The organism is Pedobacter sp. AW31-3R, assembly GCF_052180285.1.
Classification (GTDB): Bacteria; Bacteroidota; Bacteroidia; order Sphingobacteriales; family Sphingobacteriaceae; genus Pedobacter.
Genome location: NZ_CP197475.1, coordinates 1,556,198 through 1,575,849, shown reverse-complemented (window position 1 = coordinate 1,575,849; position 19,652 = coordinate 1,556,198). Strand labels below are relative to the sequence as shown.

Here is a 19,652-nt window from a genome sequence, read left to right as displayed (position 1 = left end):
TTACCCAAGCAATGTTGTATATCGCCATTGATATATATCTCGCATAGCACAAATTAACGCTGATTTTGTACAATGCCAGTATAGCCGATTTCATCATCAGGAATAGGAAAAATAAATCTTGGATCATCTGGCAATAGGGTATAAGTTACATCGCCTATAATCCTAGTAAGTTTGATTTCTGCTCCTTCTCTATTTAATCGTTTAATATCAAACCATCGGAGACCACGCCACACTAACTCTTTTCTTCTTTCTAACAAGACAAGGTCTAAAGCTTGTTTTTGAGTTGCTGCTGTTAGTGGAATATATGATGCAGAGGTATATCGTTTAATGAGTAATTCGTTGAGTTTTCCCATGCTTAAATCTATATTACCTCTTCTAGCTGAACATTCAGCCTTAATTAAGTACACTTCATCGGTAGCAATGCCTGTATAAGCTTGAAGAGCTGGTCCGAAATAATTCCCCGCCATTACATATCCGTTTTCCATTGGGGAGAAAAAGAGAGTTTTGCGAAGGTCACCTTTTTTATAAGTTGCCAATAATGTACTATCTATGAAAATATTATTATTAAAAACAACTGAGGCAGAAATGTAAGCATTAACAACTGTTGTACTGTACAATGTTTCCTCGTTAGATTGATCAAAAGGAAATATACTAGGAACGAGGTTTTGATAATTGATTAAATTTGGATATAGCATTAGACAACTGTCTGCATACAATTCGGCATTTGAATAATCTCTAATATTTAAATAAATTCTGGCCATAAGACCATAACCAGCTACAAGTGATGGCCTGTTTTTTTTTTCTGTCGGCATCATCGAATTGGAAGAAAAGAGTTGTACGGCACGATTTAAGTCTGATAGAATTTGATCGTATGTTTGTTGAAGAGTTGATCTTTGTTCGATTACATCTATTTCTGGTTTCAACCTAATGGGTATACCTAAATCCGAAACAGCAGTATTGCTATCATATGCTTTACAAAAGTTGTTAGCAAGATCATAAAAACTATTAGCTCGTACAAAGAGTGCCCAAGCTTCAACAAAACGATGAGTTGTTGAATTTTCAGCTGTTTTAGGAATATCATTTAATATACTTAAAACATTATTTGCATAAAAAATTGCAGCATAAGGTGCAGTCCAATCTTTTATAAGTGGCTCTCCACCGAATATATCTTTTGCCCAAATGTACGCATTTCTTTCTGTTGCCGTAGGACTGGCTTGCCAGGTTTGATGATCTACATACATATATTCATCTGCAGATAGTATAGGCAGGGCAGAAGAAGCCTTATTGATTATATCCGAGTTATCAAGTAATCCAATTAAATTATCCAACGTCTTGGGTTGAACAATATTCGTAGATGGTTTATGATTTAAATAATCCTTTTTACAGCTTAAAAAGGAAAAAATTGATAAAAATAAAAAAAACCAAAATTTGTTGATATTATTTTTCATAATAAAGATTTAAAGAGTTGCTTTTAGACCAATAGACAAGTTTTTTTGGCTTGGAAAAACAGCTACATCAGGATCAATCCCTTGTTTATTTGACCTCCAAACAATACCTAAATTACTTGCATACAGATAGATATTGAGATACTTCAATCCTATTCTTTTCAAGGATTTTTCTAGAAATGTATAAGTTAATAAGATATCATTCAGACGGATATGATCACCTCTTTCTACGCGGCTTTCTGAATATTGATAAAATGAATCTCTGGAAGTATTTGCAGGATAAAGTAATGAAGGTACATCGGTATAGAATTCGTCGCCTCTTTTTTGCCACCTTTGATCATAATTTGGTATTTGATATATTCCGCTATAAACATCACTACTTCTTAAAGCTGGCGTCCTGATATAATAGCCTAACTTGTAACTGATGTTGATGGATAAATCAAAAGATTGGTAAGAAAATGAATTTCTGAAGGCACCATAAACTGTAGGAATAGCAGAGCCATGGAATCTTAAATCATTTAGAATTGTAGAGCCAGCTATCGACGTATAATTTTGGCTAATAGATCCATTAAAAAAACCCTGAGGATTACCTAAAGAATCCAACTGATTAGTTTTATAGCTAAATATAGAATTAATTGGATATCCAACAAGTGGATTTACACTATTGGTGCTAACTGTGTTGCTATTTGTTCCAGTATTAGTCATGTACTTCGTCACTTTATCCTTAACAATATTCAGGTAAGCAGTTGTGGTCCATTTAAATAGTCGATTCACATTCTGGGTACTTAATTGAATGTCAAGCCCCCTGGTCATAGTATGAGCAACATTTCCTGTAAAAGTAATGATGCCCGTTTGCTGTGCTAGAGGGCTTTGACCAATGAGATCCAAACCTTTTTTTCCATATAACTCTATACTTCCTGATAAAACCCTATTTTTTGAACTAAAATCAATTCCAATGTTGATATTTTTAACTTTTTCCCATTTGAGAGACGGATTTGGAGGATTTGTAATCATCAAAAATAAAGCTCCCCAGTTATTCAAGTCTCCAAAGGAGGAAGCTGTGGTATAAGCCGATAGATTTTGATTTACATTCCCGTTATAGCCAAAACTAGCCTTTAGCTGAAGTTGTTCTAAGAATCCATTTTTAAAAAAAACTTCCTGATCAATGTTCCATGCTACACCTGTTGACCAGAGTGGTACACCCTTTTGATTAGACTTTACTCCAAATAAATTAGATTCATCTTTACGGTAACTTCCGTAAAGGACATATCGAAGATCGTAGGCATAAGACAAATTAGAATATGAAGAAATGTAATGATTTGTTGTTCCTGATTGATTTATAGGGTTTGAGTTAAAAATTATCGACCCTGGTTGTCCAAAATTAAATGGAAAAAGAGTCACATTGTTAGGTCTAACACTTTTTGCTGTTTCAGGATCATACCCCACAAGGTTAACATTACGAAGAAATGCATTCTCGGATCTAATTTCATACCCTGCTAATGCTGTTATATGGTGCTTTCTGAAAAATGTATACTGGTAATCTACCTGTGTCCTGCCATAGTTAAACGTAGAGATGTTATTGCTGCCATTATAGGTTGAACCTAGTGGGAAAGGGTAATTGATCACTCCATTATATCCATCGATTCGTGTTACACGATTGATGGCGTGCCGGGTTTGATAGGAATCTAAATTATTGATGCCTTCAGAATTTCCGGCAGATTTATAGTATTGGTAGTTCAGCGATAAGGAAAGCGACCTAATTATTTTATAGACTAAACTAGTGTTCAACCTGACATCAACCAACTCATTTTCAACTACATTCGCCTTGTTTCTTAATTCCTCCAGCGGCTTATATTTCCAATTCAATAATCTTCCCCCGCCAACCGTATCAGTGTAAGATGCTCGCAATCCACCTGAAAGCAATACAGGAAGCGCATTACCATTCTGGTCGGCCAATGTTTCATAAGGATAAAGAGCCTTGTCGTAAAATCGGGCATTTTCATTCAAAGTTTTATTCGAATTGAAGGTTAAATCAGTGCTTAGCTGTAATTTATCTTTTAAAATATTAAAAGTATTGTTCGCCCTAAAGGTAAATCGATTAGTTGCACTGGCCACTTGGAAGGGTTGAATCCTGTCATATCCGGCAGAAAGGTTATAAGTATTTGCGGAACCACCACCATTAACATTCAGGTAGTATTGCTGATTGATGCTATTTCTGTAAAAGTATTCCTTAATTTGCTTCCTGCTATCCAATTGTTTAAATGCTTCAATCTGTGCGTCAATGCTTGTCGAATTACTTGAATTGCGCTGAGCTAACAGTGCTACTACTGGAGAGATCACTTCATAATCATTACGAAGTGCACCATCAAATTTGCCTTGTTCATAAAGAAATTTTTCAACTTCAATATATTCTGCTGAAGTAAGCTGAGGAGTATAATTCAAATCTGGCTTTGCCCCAATAGTTAAATTACTATTAAAGCTTATCGTTGGTTTCTGGTTGAACCGACCTTTTTTTGTGGTAATAACAATTACACCATTTCCAGCTTTCACACCCCAGATCGATGCTGCAGCAGCATCTTTAAGAACTGATATGTTTTCTATATCATTTGGATTGATGGTGTTGACATCTCCTTCAAATGGAAAATTATCCACGACAACTAAAGGTCTTGTAGAAGAAAACAAAGTACTCTTACCCCTGATGCTTATGCCCAAATTATTACCAGAGTTGGCATTCATCAATAAACCGTTGGTTACTGAGTTTAAACGACTTAAGAAATCCGGCGAAACTGCTCGATTAAGGAGCGCATTATCTATCACCGTTACAGAACCGGTCAATCTTTCTTTGGAAATATTCTGGTACCCAGTACTTACAATCCCCACCTCCTCCAATTTGCCCGTAGTGACCACTAAATTAACATCACCAATCTCCTTAGCAGCTTTAACTTCCTTTAACTCATATCCTACATAAGAAACCACCAAAAACGAATTTTCATCCACATTGCTAATCAGGAAACTCCCATCATTGCCTGAAAGAACAGGACGCCTAGAACTGCCTTTAATAGTAATCGTCGCGCCCACAAGTGGATTACCTTCCGGATCAAGAACCCGCCCACGGACATCAATCTGAGCAAAGACATCTAGAAATTTATCCATAAAGGACTTTTTCTCTTCCTTCAGGACAATAGCCTTATCCTGTATGGTATAAGTTACTGCTTGGCCTGCCAGGACATTATTAAGCACCTCTTCCAGCGGGGTACGGTCAAAATTAATATTGATAGTTTTCTGGTCATCAATTTTGTCACGGAAATAAATTACCGTATAACCTGTCTGTTTTTTTATTGCTGAAAATACATGCTTTAACGTTATAGCATTCTCCTTCAGCGTTATCTTCTGTCCAAAAGAAGAAGCGCTGACCTGTAATAGCGTAGCCAATAAAAAAATGACAGTTAATCGCATAATCAGCAGGACTTTAAAGGCAAAAGATTTCCAGTTGCCAATGTTACTATTGGTAAAAGTTTTATACATTTGGATTGGTGTTTAGTCGTTTGTGAATTCTTCTAGGTTTTTACAGCTGATATACGCCCTGGCCAGTTGTCTGTCAACAACTGGCCTTCTTTATATCAACCTTGGCAGGTTGTTTATTTCATTACGGTGATCTCCTTTCCATCAATTTTAAATTTCACTTCACCTGTTAATTCAAGCTGACAGAGAATGTCAGATATTTTGGCATACCGGGATGCTGACCCGGCGAGAGATTTATATTGTAAATCCTTGTCTTTATAGATAAACTTCACATCATACCATCTGGCCAGCTTGTTCAGTATATTGCCTAAAGGTTCATCATTGAAAGTAAAACTACCATTGTGCCAGTCAATTTCATTCTCAGCTTCAATGCTGCGCACATTGATTGTTTTACCATTATTGACAGACTGCTGACCCGGCTTTAAAGCGGTGTGCTTTCCCAATGCGGAAACCAGGACAGCACCTTCGAGTAAGGTGGTTTTGACCACAACTTCTTCCGGATAACTGTTCACATTGAAATGTGTACCCAATACCTTTACCTCCTGGTTCTCGGTGGATACAATGAAAGGATGTGCTTTATCTTTAAAGATCTCAAAGTAGGCTTCGCCGCTCAACTGAACACTCCGTGTACCTGCATACACGAAGGTTGTTGGAAAGCGGAGCGTTGAAGCGGCGTTTAGCCATACATTTGACCCATCAGGCAAACACACCTTAAATTCACCACCTTTAGGAGTTTCAATGGTATTAAAATCTGTACTTTTAGCATTATTGGAGCCGGGATTGTTTAAGAATGTAATCACCACCTCCCCTTTACTTGATTTGGTCACCTTCATCCCTGATGTAGTAGATAATAATCCTAATTTGGCATCGGTCACATTTATTTTTGTTCCATCTGATAATGTTAAGACTGCTTTATTTTCTCCCGGATCTACATCACCCCCCAGGGAAGAATCATTTCTGCCCGCAATCATGAAATAGATACCTACGCTTGCACAAATGAACACGACCGCAGCAACACCATAACTTTTATAAGCATTGTACAGCACGATGATATGATTAGGCTTCTTTTTTTGTTTAGGCCATAGTTGTTCCAAACCAGCCTTCTGCTGGATGAATAAATCTTGTGTAAATGGCGTACCGGCATTTTCATGCGCGGTTCTATTATACCAATCTTCTAACAGATGAAGTTCTTCCGGTGTACATTTTCCTTCCTCGTACTTTTTAAGAAGGGCTTTTGAAACTTCTTTTTTCATTGCGCTCATTTTGGCTTTAATAATGAGTCGAATAAGAAGTTATCTGGGGTAATCAAGATTCAAAATAAATTTGAAATCTTAAATAAATGAAGAGAATCTTTACTATTCCTGAGGATAGAATAATAAATAGGGTCAAATTTGGTGTGTATTATATGCCTATCGCCATAAACGCAATCAATACCACATAAGTATTGATATCCCTGTTGTTCTTCAGCAAAAATAATGCACTTTGCACCTGTTTTTTCACATTGTTTTCTGAGGTACCCAGCAAATTGGCAATTTCTTTATGAGATAAGTGCTGTTTACGGCTGAGGTTAAAGATTTCCTGCATCCTTGGTGGCATCTTCAATATTTCTGCATCGATCAGGTTAATTAACTATTTCAAATGAAAGTCAGCATCTGCAGAGCTTGTGGGGATATGATCCGCAATAGTCTCCAAATAATTATTCCTGGTCTTTTCATGCCTGATCGCGTCAAAAACTTTAAACCTGACTGCACTATATAAGTAAGATTTAAGTGTAGAGTTTATGATCAGCTCTTTAACGTTGTTGATCAGCCAGGCAAAGACTTCCTGAACGATATCCTGGGCTAAATCTTCATCCTTCAACATGTTGTTCACGTGGAGGACAAGCCGCGGCCAGTAGTTTTGATAGATAATTTCAAATGCACCCCTTTCACCATTCCTAAACAGGACCAATAGTTCTTCGTCAGAGTAGGAATTGTAATTTTTCATGGTGTAGAAAATACAGTATGTAGTAAGCGCTGAATTATATACGTTTTCTGATAATTATCAGTTTTTTTAAATTCTCATATTTTTTTTCGCATTGCTAAATCTATTTAGCATCATCCATTTTCACCTTACCGAGTATGATGAATAAGATAAATTTGAAGTATTTTTTATATTGGACAGAAAAAAACGTCGTATTGGATGGGTTTGTTTTATCTATTGTTGGATTCGGACTTCTGTCACATCAATATGCACCATCCACCTAAATAACCTGTTTTAGCCGGGGTCATATCTTTCAACATTAACACGTATTATCATCATCGATTCCATTCTCTTTCAGTTGATTAGTGCAGACCTATTTTTCATCCTGCCTTGAATTAATATGAACCACATCACCCTCCTGTAAACCCTATCTTTTTCACATTTCATTCAACCCTAAAACTATTTCATGTATCCAAATCTATAGATTACAACAGCCAAAAAACAATAATTTGTAAATAATAATTCCCTATAAGACTACAATAAATCACAATAAAATAATTAGTTAAATGAATTAGTAAATCTGGAAATATGAAGGCTATATGGCACAGCATGCAGAAATAATTCCAGAGTCCAAAAAAACAGGGGGATATTTACTAAGGAGAAAGAGGAACAACTTCTTCAGCAAGTTTCTGCGTACTAAAAAAGCATACACGATTTGCTTACCAGTAGATTGAATCTTCAGGATATGATTCTAGATAGATAGGCATACTAAGGCCCGACCTGAATGTTGAATCAATAACGATTGAAAAATGAAGAAGATAAACATAATTTTAGTTATCTCAGTGGGCTGACAGGACTAGTCGCGGCGGGATATTATACTTTAAATTGAAGAATAATTCATCTTGGGCTGAAGAGGCATTTCCTGCCCAGGAACCCATAGCATCTTTGAAAATCTCGCAAAGATACCATGGGTTTGTTCTAGCTTGTTTTATCACAAGCTACTCCTCTATTAATCATTTAGCCATGCCTTCATTCCACAAACCCGAAAACCGGATCTGATACATATGATATCCTATCTGCCTTAACGCCTGCACCGTCTCCGCGTACGGCTGGTCACAAATATCCACAAAACCAATCTGGTAATTTTCTCCGTCGAACCTACCGGTATATGGCTGGTCCCCATACTGGAACCAGTGTGTCCCAACAATCTGTGGATTATGAAGTGACTCTTTCACATATCCCTCGTAAAGTTTTGCACGCTGTGACTGCGAAAAGGCATTCCTTAATCCACTATGCGGAAGCCCCCTGTCAGGCGCACCAAAATGGAATTCACCAATAATGATCGGTTTATCCACATCAGCCGGCAAGACCAGGTCTTCACTGCCATAGCGGTAATAATTGATGGAAACGACATCGCAATACTTTGCTGCAATACGCATCGCCATATTTAAACTGGTGTCCTGGGGATAATAAATCCGGTACAGGTTGAAACGGCTTCCCAGGTATAACTTTTCAGGCGCAGCCTCTTTTATCGTTGCCCTGCAAACTGCGTAATAACGGTCAATCATCAATTGATCAAAATCGGCCATTTCTACAGCTGCCTTTGCTGGCAATAGTGTATCCCTCAACAATGTATTCCAGTTTTTATATGGAGTACCCCAGCTGGCATTGAGTTTGGAAATGGTACCGAACCTGGCTTTCAGATAATGTATAAATGCATTCTTTGCCGCGCCTGCCGGACTTTGTTTCATACATGCAGCAGTCAGCTGTAATAACTTAAGTTCGTTGTCGACAAAGTACCCCATACAGAAAGGATCCTGAGCGGTTTTAAGCGCTGCCCTTTTTGCAGCAGCAGTGACTGCTGGTTTAAAGCCTTTATCAAAAACATCCGGGAACTTGAAACTCTTACCGTCAACAGCGACAAAGGGATAGTCTACGTTAACCGTGTACGGCAATTTCTTTCCAGTGTGCGACAAGTAAATCTCCGGATCAGACCAATTCCCTATAGTATTTAATCCCCAGGAGCGCATACGTTTGAACACCCCATCTGTAGCTCTTGAACGCCAGTCGCTTCCGTATTTACGGAAAAGGTTCTGGCTATAATAGTTAAACTGGGCCTTTCCATCCCTGACCTTATAAAAGGCCTGGCTAACTCCGGAATTTGCAGGAAGATCCCTGAAATACTTCTCCCTGCCATCAATTTCCGTTACACCGGAATCGAAGCCTACGCAATTCACACCATGCGACCAGAACAGGTGACCTTCAGGATCAACCAACCACCACTTCCCTTCTATTTTCTCTGTCCTGAAACTTCCCGTTGCCTGTAACTGAGGGCCATCAAGCCAGCCACCATAGGTATCAAAATTTAAAGGCCCCTGAAATAGGGCAAGCTCAGCCCTTTCTTTTTCAGCACTTTTTGCAAATGCCGCAGCTGAATGGACTTTATCCGGCCATTCAGAATGAATAAACTGGCCGTACCCGTCTATAAATGGGAAAAATGAATCTTTTGCAAGGGTACTTACGTCCTGATATAGGCCCGCTCCTGAAATGGTGCCCAGGTTCAGCCCTAAAGGAGCATCAGATTTCAGTTCCAAAGTGATGGAAGTTAATCCAGCAGGATCAACAGGATCCCAGATAGATGCATTCCCTCCCGGAAGTCCGTCCATACCTAGGAAGCTTTTCTGCTGATGGTCAGACGGATGAAGGAACCATATTTCCAGCGTATCTGCTTCCCCCGGCAACACTAAAGTACTGCCGCCAAACCAGCTTTTGTCGTTTAACTTTGCACTGATCCTGCTGGCCGATGTTCCGGAGTTAGAAACAGCAAACTGAATTGCCCTGAAAGGGCGCACATCTTTGTTTGCCACAGGAACAGGAATGGTGTACTGATAAATGCCCCCCTTGGCAGCGGATAGATGCAAAATTCCGTCAGCTGATGCCGCATGCAGCCCCTTGTCCCCCGGAGGACTTTCGCCACCACCACTCCAGGATACAATCGGGGTTTGCGCCAATAATGATTCAGGACAAAATAAATGCAGGAAAAATAGTAAATAGAATATGCGTTTCATGTTAGACATTTGATGAAAATCTTCAAAGGATTAAATAAATAAAGCTACCTGACCATTCAGCCTCTGCTTACATCGGGATGCAATCAGGTCAGGTAGCTTTGTTAAAAAAGAATAGAAATACTGCTCATTACCCAGCTTCTTATTCAAAAACCAGCAGTACATACCCACAGTATCTTAACTAAGAATTACCGCAAGACATTACCCAAAAGGTACCACAGGTAATTACCTAAAAGTCACCACAGGACATTACTTAAGAACTGCAAGACATTATTTAAGATCTACAGGATATTACCTAAGAACCACAGTACTCCTTAATACCCTGGATTCTGACTGAAATTGGTATTCAATCGCATATCCTGAAGGGGAATCGGGAAAAGGTAGTCTTCCTCCGAGAAGTTTTGTTTATAGGCAGGTATCGTAACCTCCAGCAAAATTCTCTTCCTGATGATATCAAACCAGCGGTCAAACTCAAAACACAATTCCCAGCTTCTCTCCTGCAATACTTTATTCTCAAATGCAGTCATAGATAAAGCAGTAGTGGCACGGGGATCTCCTGTATTGGCAACATACCCGTTCGCACGGTCAATGACCTGGTTGATGGCTGCCACTGCAGTTACATCAGGGCCGTTGTTGACTCTATTTTTTGCCTCTGCATAAATCAATAGCACATCTGCATACCTGATGATAGGTATATTGACCAAACCGTCTACTAAACCTTCTTTCCTGTCGTATACAAACTTGCCAATCCCAGGGTTAACGCCCAGTTCGGTATAGGTTTTCCCTTCGAAGGTCAGCTCCAGGTAATCGTATTTACGGGGCTGATCTGGGTAGGAAGTCGCAAATGTTGGCTCTACTGAGTTTACTCCCCAGCCATAGTAGTTGGACCATTGCTGCCAGGTGGTAGATTTATCCGCTTCATTGGAGTTAAAACCCCACATATTTTCCGGCGCATATTTGGTGGCCGTACTGAAAACTTTAGTGACGTCCTCTACCAGGTGATAGTTGCCGGCATCCATAACTTGTTTGGAGTATTCCATAGCATCCTGATAGTATGCCGGATTATTCAGCGGATAACAGGCCATTGTCAGGTATACTTTCGCCAGCATCGCTTTTGCAGCATCCTGGGTAGGGCGACCTTGTTTATCGGCCGACCAGGAGACAGGCAGTTTGTCGATAGCGACTTTAAAATCGCTGACGATGAAATCGTACACCTCCTGAACAGATGACCTGGATAAGTTACCGGCTAAAGGATCTTCTGTAGTTTCGGTTACGATAGGTAGTCCACCCCACATCCTCACCAGCATAAAATAATTGTATGCCCTCAGGAATTTTGCCTGTCCCATTAACTGGTCTGCATCAGTAGTCGAAACACCATCAATACCCACATTTAACACAGCAATTGCACTGTTGAGCCCGTAAATAGACTTAAAGTGTGCAGCCCATAAACCACTTCCCCAATCCGCAGTGATATTTAAATCACCACCCGTCATCTGATCGTCGTTCTTTAACAGCTTTTCAACAGTGTAACTGTAATTTGACCACACATTCCAGAGGTTATTCATAGAGGAGGCAAACACAGTTTCCACCTGTTCTTTTGTTTTATAATAACTTTCCGGCGTTACAAAGCTTTCAGGCGATTCATCCAGTTTCTGACAGGAAACCAACAGGCTGAGCGAGGCAATGCATAGCCCCATCGCTTTCCATACTTTGTTTACATTAAAACCATATCTTTTCATATATATCTTTTTTTATAGCTCATGAAGCTATCATGATCAATCTGTTTGTTGTATGAATCCACTAAAAGCTCATATTGAGGCCCAGTGAGAATATTCGCGATGCAGGATAGCTGTTGTAATCCGACCCTATTTGCGCATCATTTCCAGACCAGGAAGCCACCTCAGGGTTATATCCCTGGTATTTGGTAATGGTGAATACATTAGAAACACTGCCGTGTACACTCAAATCCGAGATCCTGGTGTTTTTGAGCATCTTTTTCAGCGAATAGCTCAGGGTTACATATTGAAGCCTGACGAACGATGCATCTTCAACCCAGCGACTAATGAGTCCGGAGGTACTGGAGGGTAAACTCACCTTGGTGACCAATGCGGCCGCTTCCCTTGTGGCCTGGTCGATAATTGCCGGTACATCTGTATTTTGGTTGTTTGGTGTCCATGCATTTTTCAGGTTTGCACCTGTTGCATCCTGGTAACCTTCAATGGCATATCTGGCCAGGTTAAAGACATCATTCCCCACTGAACCTACAAACTGGAAGGATAAATTGAAGTTTTTATAGGTAATATCATTGTTCCATCCGAAAGTGAACTTCGGCAAAGCATTCCCGATAATCGTACGGTCGTTGATATTGATTAATCCGTCATTGTTGATATCCTGGTAGCGCTGATCACCCGGCAGCTGACCATATCTGGCGGCCTCTTCCCGCTGGTCTGTTCCCCATGTGCCCAGGGTAACGAATCCATACATAACACCCAACGGCCTTCCTTCTACAAGCATAGAAAGTGGCAAACCTTCTGTTGCACCTCCATGACCATTCGAATTGGCTACAGAGATACTGTCTGAAACACCCAGGCTCACAATTTTTGTTCTGTTTAGTGAAAAATTGATCCCTGTATTCCAGGTTACGGCTTTATTTACTGGCGTAGCCTGTAAATTTAACTCCAGTCCACGGTTTCTCATCGACCCAACATTGTCAAGGACTGAAGAGATCCCTACGTAAGTCGGCAGCTGCCTGTACATCAATAAATCTTTTGTCATTTTGGTATACACATCGGCTGTGAAAGTGATCTTGTCTCCTAAGAATCCAAGGTCAATACCTATATTTTTCTGGTCTGTCTTTTCCCATTTCAGGTCAGGATTTGCAGCCGTGGTAATGCTGTACCCCAGGTCTGTAGATTCTGAACCGTTGTATGGATAATTCTGTCCGCCTGTAACTTTCGCCAGGGTCTCATATGGACTGATCCCCTGATTTCCAGTGATCCCCCAGCTTGCCCGGAATTTCATACGGGAGATCGTCTTCATATTTTTCAGGAAGTCTTCATTCATTATGTTCCATGAAAAGGCTGCTGCCGGAAAATTACCCCATTTGTTGTTCTTTCCAAAAACTGAAGAACCGTCTCTTCTTAAACTGGCAGTCAGTAAATATTTGTCTTTATAACCATAGTTGGCCCTTCCCATAAATGAATTCAGGAAACGGCTGGTGGTAGAGGAGGATGAAGTCAGTGTCTGTGCACCCGATAGGTCGTAAATACCAGTCTGCTGCACTGTAAATCTTGAGCCATTCACTGTAAAACCAATGTACTTTTCTGTTTGCTGCTCCGCCACACCGGTTAAGGTGAGGTGATGATCGCCAAAGAATTTATCATAGGTCAGGATGTTTGAATTCTGGAAAGTCTGTGTCCGGTAGGTCGCCGCAGTTCCTGTACCGTTACTGCCATAACCGTTCTGCGTTTCCAGATTATAGTAACTCATGTCATTTACATTTTTGAATATCCCGCTACCGGTAACCCTGAAACTTAAACCATCCAGTAACTTCGCATCCAGATAGACGTTGACGTTATTCGTTAGCGTATTGTTCTTGATGTAAGGTTCCAGCGTGTTCGCCAGTGGATTCCAGTACCCCTGCTGTCCGTAAGCCGGATAGGTGGAATATTCGCCATTGGCATCATAAGGAGATACTGTTGGCGCGAAACTCAGGGCAGAGCCTATCGGATTGTTCCCCCAGTCTGCACTGCCGCCATATAAAGACTTGCTGCCATCTTCTTTTGCCATTGACCACCCTGCGCCGCCTTTCAAAAATTTAGCGATAGTGGTGTTGATATTTGTCCGCAGTGAAAGCCTTGTATAGTCGGTATTTTTCAATATTCCTTCCTGATCGAGGTAACCAAGGGAAACCAGGTAATCCGAGATATCATTCGCACCGCTGATGGACAGCTGGTGATTCTGAACCTTTGCTGTCCGAAAGATCTCGTCCTGCCAGTCGGTTCCACCATTTGCGTAAAATGAGGCGATCTCGTCTGCAGAAAAAGCAGGCACGGGATTGAGTCCACCGCCATTCTGTGAAAGTTTAAAGGCGTTGATGTTTTCGGCATATTCACCTGCACTTAACAGATCAACCTTTTTACCGACCTTGGCCAGACTTCCATCCACCACATAATTGATGATGGGTTTGCCTGTCTTACCACGTTTGGTTGTGATCAGAATAACTCCATTCGCACCACGTGCCCCATAGATCGCTGTGGAAGAAGCGTCTTTTAAAATCTCCATGGATTCGATGTCACTGGGATTGATTTGCCCCAGTGTGATTCCCTGAACCCCATCTACCACGATCAGGGCTTCGTTTCCTCCCTGTAAGGAATTGGAACCCCGTACCCGGATGGTCGCATTTGCTCCCGGAGCAGCACCATCGGTCGACTGTACCCGAACACCGGCAGCGCGTCCCTGTAATGCCTGGTCTACCCTTTGCGTTGGGAGCTTTGTCAAGTCAGATCCTTTGACACTGGAAATCGCACCCGTCAGATCGCTTTTGCGCTGGCTTCCGTAGCCGACGACCACGACCTCACTCAGGTCTGATATGTTATCCTCCAGGACCACACTTATATTTTTTTCTCCTTTCAGCAACTGCTCCTTAATTTTATACCCGATGAGGCTAAAAACAAGTGTTGCTGAAGGTGTACTGGTCTTTATTTTAAAATTACCGTTGGCATCTGTTTTGGATGCATTACTTTGATTTTTTTCCCTGATGGTCACTCCCGGAAGCGGGATTCCTTTGGCGTCTTTTATGGTACCAGATAGGATTTCCTGCGCATACAGATGATGCGAAGACAACATCATGGAAACTGCAAATATTATAGCAGAAATTAATCTGACCGACTGAACACTTTTTTTCATGGTTTAATTGTTATGGCTGTTGTCTACACGCTAAAATGAGTAACTAATTCATTATAAATTCAAACGTTACACACATTGGGCATTTATAATTGATCGTATTTAATGATATTATAGGTTTCATGTCTGATGATGGGTTAATAAATATTATTTCATAGCTTTTCTCCTTTCCTGCAACCAAATTCACCTTTTTACAAGAAAATAAAGAGATGATTTTCGTAAAACAAGGGGGCTAAAATCCTTAAAAACAAAATAAAACCATCCATAAAGCCAAAATCAACATAAAAAACACAACCCAAAGAACAAATCAATGCACAGCAACAAAAATCCGACACTAAAAACCAAAATAAAGCTATCATTACCAGCAGTATCAGCACCAGAAATAGGCCATTCAAAAACAAAAACACCCGGGAATCACCGAAATCCAATTCCAAAAATGACCACACCAGAAATAACATTTTCTTTTTATGAGCAGTAAACTATTCTTTCATCAGGAACAGCTGTTTTTCCGGCATCAACAGCTATTTTTTCTACCAGCAGCAGACTATTTTTAATAGCTGCTGCTGAATTTTTCAGAGTAACCGATGAAGAACAGGCTTGTATTGGAACAGCAATCCAAAAACTTAGGTTACAAACCTTTGATATGGGAATAATCTACAAACGTCACCCTGTATTTCTTCACGAAATCTGATGGCAGCAGGTCGTAAACTTTCAAAAAATGCATCCTGAAATACTTTACATCGCTGAAACCGGAAGCATAGGCTGCTTCCGAAATAGAAAGGTTTGTCGTTAACAACAATTTCGCAGCATGCTTGATCCGCACATTCCGCACAAAGTCATTGATCGTTAACCCGCTTATCGTTTTAATTCTTTTATATAGAGAAGAGTGGCTCATGCCGATACTGGATGCCAGCCATTTCACATTGAATTGCTCCAATTCCTGATAATTAAGGACCAGGTTTTCCAGACGTTCAAGGAATAAGGCATCTTCCCTGGATATTTTTTCCAATCCCACATTCACAATATTCTCAAACAGCGCCTTTTTCATCTGCGCCCTGCTCCTGATCATATTTTCTACTTTAACCAGCAACACAGATTTATCGAAGGGTTTATAGATATAATCATCGGCACCACCACGCAATCCCATCATCCTGCTTTTTTCTGTCGGATCTGCGGTGAGTAAAAAAACCGGGATATGGGCAAGACCGGCATCGGCCTTGATTTCCTTACAGAAATCAATTCCCGTCTTGTCTTTCATCATTACATCGCAGAGGATGAGGTCTGGTTTCTGCTGGTCCGCAGCCAACAGTCCTGCTGATGCATTGTCAGCACAGAAAACATTGTAATCTTTTTCAAACATCTCCTGCAGATATGCCCTTATTTCAGCATGATCGTCAATGATGAGTATAGAAGGTTTCTCATTCGCAGAGATAAAGGGAAGATGATGGAGTGCTTTTCCTGTAAAGGTAGCTTCAGCCCCCCTGCGCCCCTCCCCTTCAACTGCCAGCTCTTCTAAAAAGGCTGCATAACTATCGGCCTCCTCCCGGATCAGCATTCCCGAAAAATGTGCTTTACCAGTCAATAATGTGATCTGGAAGATGGAACCTCCTGAAGGATTGGGTAAATAGGCAATGGTTCCGCCATGCATCTCCATATAACTTTTCGCCAGGAAAAGGCCTATCCCGAAGCCACTGTGACCGGAATCCTTTTCCCTTACAAACTGCTGGAATAAGGTATCGGCAATCTCTTCTGCAACACCAGCCCCATCATCCTTTACGGCTATACACACCCCTTTTTCCATGGGGGAAACACTCAGCGTAATAGAACCACCTGGTTTAATGTACTTAAAAGCATTCGACAATAAGTTGGAGACTACGATTTCTATCTTCTCCCTGTCGAAATAGAGATCATCCGGGTCTTCAGCATAGTCAAATACATAGCTTATATTTTTACTCTGCGCCTGCAGGACATAATATTGGAACACCTGCTCACAAACACTGGTGATCGATCCCCCTGTCAGTACCAGCTCATCGGAAAAATTTTCCATTCTTTTTAAGAGCAGAAACTTATCCACCAGCCCTAACAGTCTTTTACTGTTCCGGTATACGATATCCAGCTTTGCCAACTGGTCTTCGTCCAGACGACTATGAGCCCCCTCTATCAAATCCTTGACAGGATTTACAATTAAGGTGAGCGGAGAACGCAACTCATGCGAAACATGTGTAAAAAACTCATTTTTTTTCTCCTGGAGTACCTGTTCCTGTTCCAGTTTAAGGCTGGATAAAGCCAATTCATTTTTATAGTGACGTTTGCCATTTTTATACTGGTTATAGGTATATACTCCGGTGACCAGCATGATGGCATAACTGGTATAAGCCCACCAGGATAACCAGAAAGGTGGGTCTATTCTTATTGCAATCGTTTTTTCTGTGCTCAGCCAATTCCCTTCGGTATCGGTACACCTGAGGTGTAATTGGTAATTTCCGGGCGGCAGCTTTCCATAAGTCGCTTTCCGGTAGCCCTCCACATAATGCCAGTGTTCTTCCCAGCCCTCCAGGTAATAGGAATACATGATCTTCTGTGGCTTTGTATATTCCAGTGCAGTATATTCAACCGTAATTACGGCTTTATCATAAGGCAGGGAGAGCTGATCGATATCCCCGAGCAGGCTGGCTTCATCCCATTGGTTAAAAACCGACTGGTTGTTGATGAGTACATTGGTGATTTTTAAGGGAGGACGATCCGGAGGGATGTTGAGCTGATAGGGATTGAAGAGGCAAAAACCTCCTATTCCACCAAAAAGAAGTTCCTCATCAGATAGTTTTAAAGCCGCATTATAGCTAAACTCATTGTCTGGAAGACCGTCATTCTCAAAGAAGTTTTTAAATTTAGCCTTTGCTACAGTAAACTCCGATAAGCCCTTGAAGGTACTTAACCAGATCCTGTTGTTTTTTAATTTGAGTACGCTGAGTATGGTATTGTTTGACAGCCCTTCTGATTCGGTAAAACGACGGATTACCTTTTCCTGCTTCAAGTCAAAGTACAGCAGTCCCTGCCCTTCAGTCCCAATCCACAATCCACCCCCATCTGCGATTTCAATTGCCCTGACCGCAACACCCAGGTTAAATATTTTATGCCGCTTACTGCGCTTGTCGATTTTGATTATTCCATTATAATTTCCTGCCCAAAGCCTCCCTCTGGCATCTTCTTTCATAATCAGGATATCCTGCAGCCGGGCGTCAAACAGTTCATACTGGTCTTTCTCCCTGTTCAGCCGGAACAAACCCGCCTCTCCCAGGGTGCTCATCCATAAGGTATGTTCAGCATCTTCGTACAGGTCCCAGACATTACCGGTCTCCCTTTTCTGAGTGGAATTTGACAGCGGATACTGCACAAAATCCCCCGTCTTCTCCTCAAAACGGTTAACGCCACCACCATAGGTGGTGAACCAAACCTTCCCAAGGTGGTCTTTTAATATATTAACCACATAATCACTGCTGATGGAGCGGGGATTGTTTTCCTGGTGATAAAAGTTCCTGAATACATTTTTCCTACGGTCCCACAAGCAAGCTCCCTTCCCGTCAGTTCCTATCCAGATATGGGTATCATCAATGGCACAAAAAGATTGGATATAATTGGTAGGCAGCGTATTCGAATGATGGCCATCTCCTTTAGTGTATACCTTAAAGGGAGAATCGTCTTTCTTGTTCAGTACATTTATGCCACCACGTACAGTCCCTACCCAAACCAGCCCCTGTTTACTTTCATAGGAACAGTTCACTGCCGGACTTGCCAGACCTCCTTGCATACCATCAGAAACCACCTCATATTTACCTGTATTCAAATCATAAAAGACAAGGCCCAGTCCGTCGGTTGAAATCCTGAATTTCCCCGCACCTGAAAGCCCCATATCCGTAATGTTCAGATTTTTCCTGCCTTCTGATAAATTGGTATGCACATCCAGATAAGCATTTGCCTGTACCTGGTAGCGTGACAGCAATTTTATTCCACCAATCCAGATATTCCCCCTCAGATCAGATTGGATACACCTGGCGGAAAGGATTTTATTGTTAATGACATGGATAGTTTGCGTTTTCTTATTGAAGCGGGCCATTCCCTTTCCACGGATAAAAACCCAGACCTCTCCTTTTTCATCCCTGGTAATTCCCTGGATAAAATCATTATACGATACTTTACCCGCCAGGTCAACCACCGCAAGCTGATGGGCGATATCGGTTCCATCCTTCAGGAGCAGTACCCCCTGGTTGCTGGTAGACAACAATTGTGTGTCTGTCGATAAACGGAAAAACCCAAAAATTTGCCCCGGAACTTCTTTTATCCCATGATCAAGGGCAGAGCGGTACCTGATGATTGAAAAACTGGTTTCATGCAGGCTCATGATGGCACCACCTTTTTTTGTACCTACCAACATTTTGCCGCCGGAAGTCTCCCCAATTGCCGTGATTTTATTGTCCAGTTTGAAATGGGTATCAGATTTCAGGTTGCGAAAAACCTTGAAGCCATATCCATCATATTTATTTAATCCGTCCATGGTGCCGAACCACATAAAACCTTCATGGTCTTCGAATATCGTGGTGACGGAATTATTGGATAATCCTTGCTGACTTCCAATTTTTTTCACCTGTGCAAGCACCTGAAGGGAAACAAATAAGAGATTCAAGGAAAATAAGAACCAGAAAAGAGCAATATTTTTCATTTTCTCAGTCCGCATTCATTTTTGTATGTTAAATTA

The 19,652-nt window shown here is 41.0% G+C and carries 9 protein-coding genes; all 9 read right to left on the bottom strand.

Translation table 11 applies throughout. The features are described from left to right. Positions 1-53: 53 nt before the first annotated feature. The 9 genes from ACSBL2_RS06510 to ACSBL2_RS06470 all read right to left on the bottom strand — a co-directional run bounded on the left by ACSBL2_RS06510 (position 54) and on the right by ACSBL2_RS06470 (position 19,616). Positions 54-1,448 (bottom strand): RagB/SusD family nutrient uptake outer membrane protein, encoded by a 1,395-nt coding sequence (locus tag ACSBL2_RS06510; protein ID WP_442590867.1) that lies wholly within the window; start codon positions 1,446-1,448, stop codon positions 54-56. Positions 1,449-1,457: 9 nt separating this feature from the next. Next, positions 1,458-4,970, bottom strand: coding sequence for a SusC/RagA family TonB-linked outer membrane protein (locus ACSBL2_RS06505; protein ID WP_442590866.1), 3,513 nt, complete (start codon positions 4,968-4,970; stop codon positions 1,458-1,460). Between the two features lie 113 nt (positions 4,971-5,083). Further along, a complete protein-coding gene (locus ACSBL2_RS06500; RefSeq protein ID WP_442590865.1) occupies positions 5,084-6,220 on the bottom strand; it encodes a FecR family protein in 1,137 nt (378 codons plus the stop codon). 148 nt (positions 6,221-6,368) lie between these two features. Further along, a complete protein-coding gene (locus ACSBL2_RS06495; RefSeq protein WP_442590864.1) occupies positions 6,369-6,563 on the bottom strand; it encodes a sigma factor-like helix-turn-helix DNA-binding protein in 195 nt (64 codons plus the stop codon). Between the two features lie 33 nt (positions 6,564-6,596). Next, entirely contained in the window at positions 6,597-6,953 is a 357-nt protein-coding gene (locus ACSBL2_RS06490; RefSeq protein WP_442590863.1) for an RNA polymerase sigma factor, read from the bottom strand. A 989-nt stretch (positions 6,954-7,942) separates the two neighbouring features. Next, a complete protein-coding gene (locus ACSBL2_RS06485; RefSeq protein WP_442590862.1) occupies positions 7,943-9,997 on the bottom strand; it encodes a beta-galactosidase in 2,055 nt (684 codons plus the stop codon). A gap of 311 nt (positions 9,998-10,308) precedes the next feature. Next, positions 10,309-11,733 carry a RagB/SusD family nutrient uptake outer membrane protein gene (locus ACSBL2_RS06480; protein WP_442590861.1) on the bottom strand — a complete coding sequence of 475 codons (1,425 nt, stop codon included), beginning with the start codon at positions 11,731-11,733 and terminating at the stop codon, positions 10,309-10,311. Between the two features lie 61 nt (positions 11,734-11,794). Next, a complete protein-coding gene (locus tag ACSBL2_RS06475) occupies positions 11,795-14,902 on the bottom strand; it encodes a SusC/RagA family TonB-linked outer membrane protein (RefSeq protein WP_442590860.1) in 3,108 nt (1,035 codons plus the stop codon). Between the two features lie 625 nt (positions 14,903-15,527). Next, entirely contained in the window at positions 15,528-19,616 is a 4,089-nt protein-coding gene (locus ACSBL2_RS06470) for a two-component regulator propeller domain-containing protein (RefSeq protein WP_442590859.1), read from the bottom strand. Positions 19,617-19,652: the final 36 nt, after the last annotated feature.

Excerpts from the sequence above, each read along its gene's own strand:
- ACSBL2_RS06510 (WP_442590867.1), bottom strand. The coding sequence starts at position 1,448 with ATGAAAAATAATATCAACAAATTTTGGTTTTTTTTATTTTTATCAATT.
- ACSBL2_RS06480 (WP_442590861.1), bottom strand. The coding sequence starts at position 11,733 with ATGAAAAGATATGGTTTTAATGTAAACAAAGTATGGAAAGCGATGGGG.
- ACSBL2_RS06485 (WP_442590862.1), bottom strand. The coding sequence starts at position 9,997 with ATGAAACGCATATTCTATTTACTATTTTTCCTGCATTTATTTTGTCCT.
- ACSBL2_RS06505 (WP_442590866.1), bottom strand. The coding sequence starts at position 4,970 with ATGTATAAAACTTTTACCAATAGTAACATTGGCAACTGGAAATCTTTT.
- ACSBL2_RS06490 (WP_442590863.1), bottom strand. The coding sequence starts at position 6,953 with ATGAAAAATTACAATTCCTACTCTGACGAAGAACTATTGGTCCTGTTT.
- ACSBL2_RS06470 (WP_442590859.1), bottom strand. The coding sequence starts at position 19,616 with ATGAAAAATATTGCTCTTTTCTGGTTCTTATTTTCCTTGAATCTCTTA.
- ACSBL2_RS06500 (WP_442590865.1), bottom strand. The coding sequence starts at position 6,220 with ATGAAAAAAGAAGTTTCAAAAGCCCTTCTTAAAAAGTACGAGGAAGGA.
- ACSBL2_RS06475 (WP_442590860.1), bottom strand. The coding sequence starts at position 14,902 with ATGAAAAAAAGTGTTCAGTCGGTCAGATTAATTTCTGCTATAATATTT.
- ACSBL2_RS06495 (WP_442590864.1), bottom strand. The coding sequence starts at position 6,563 with ATGCCACCAAGGATGCAGGAAATCTTTAACCTCAGCCGTAAACAGCAC.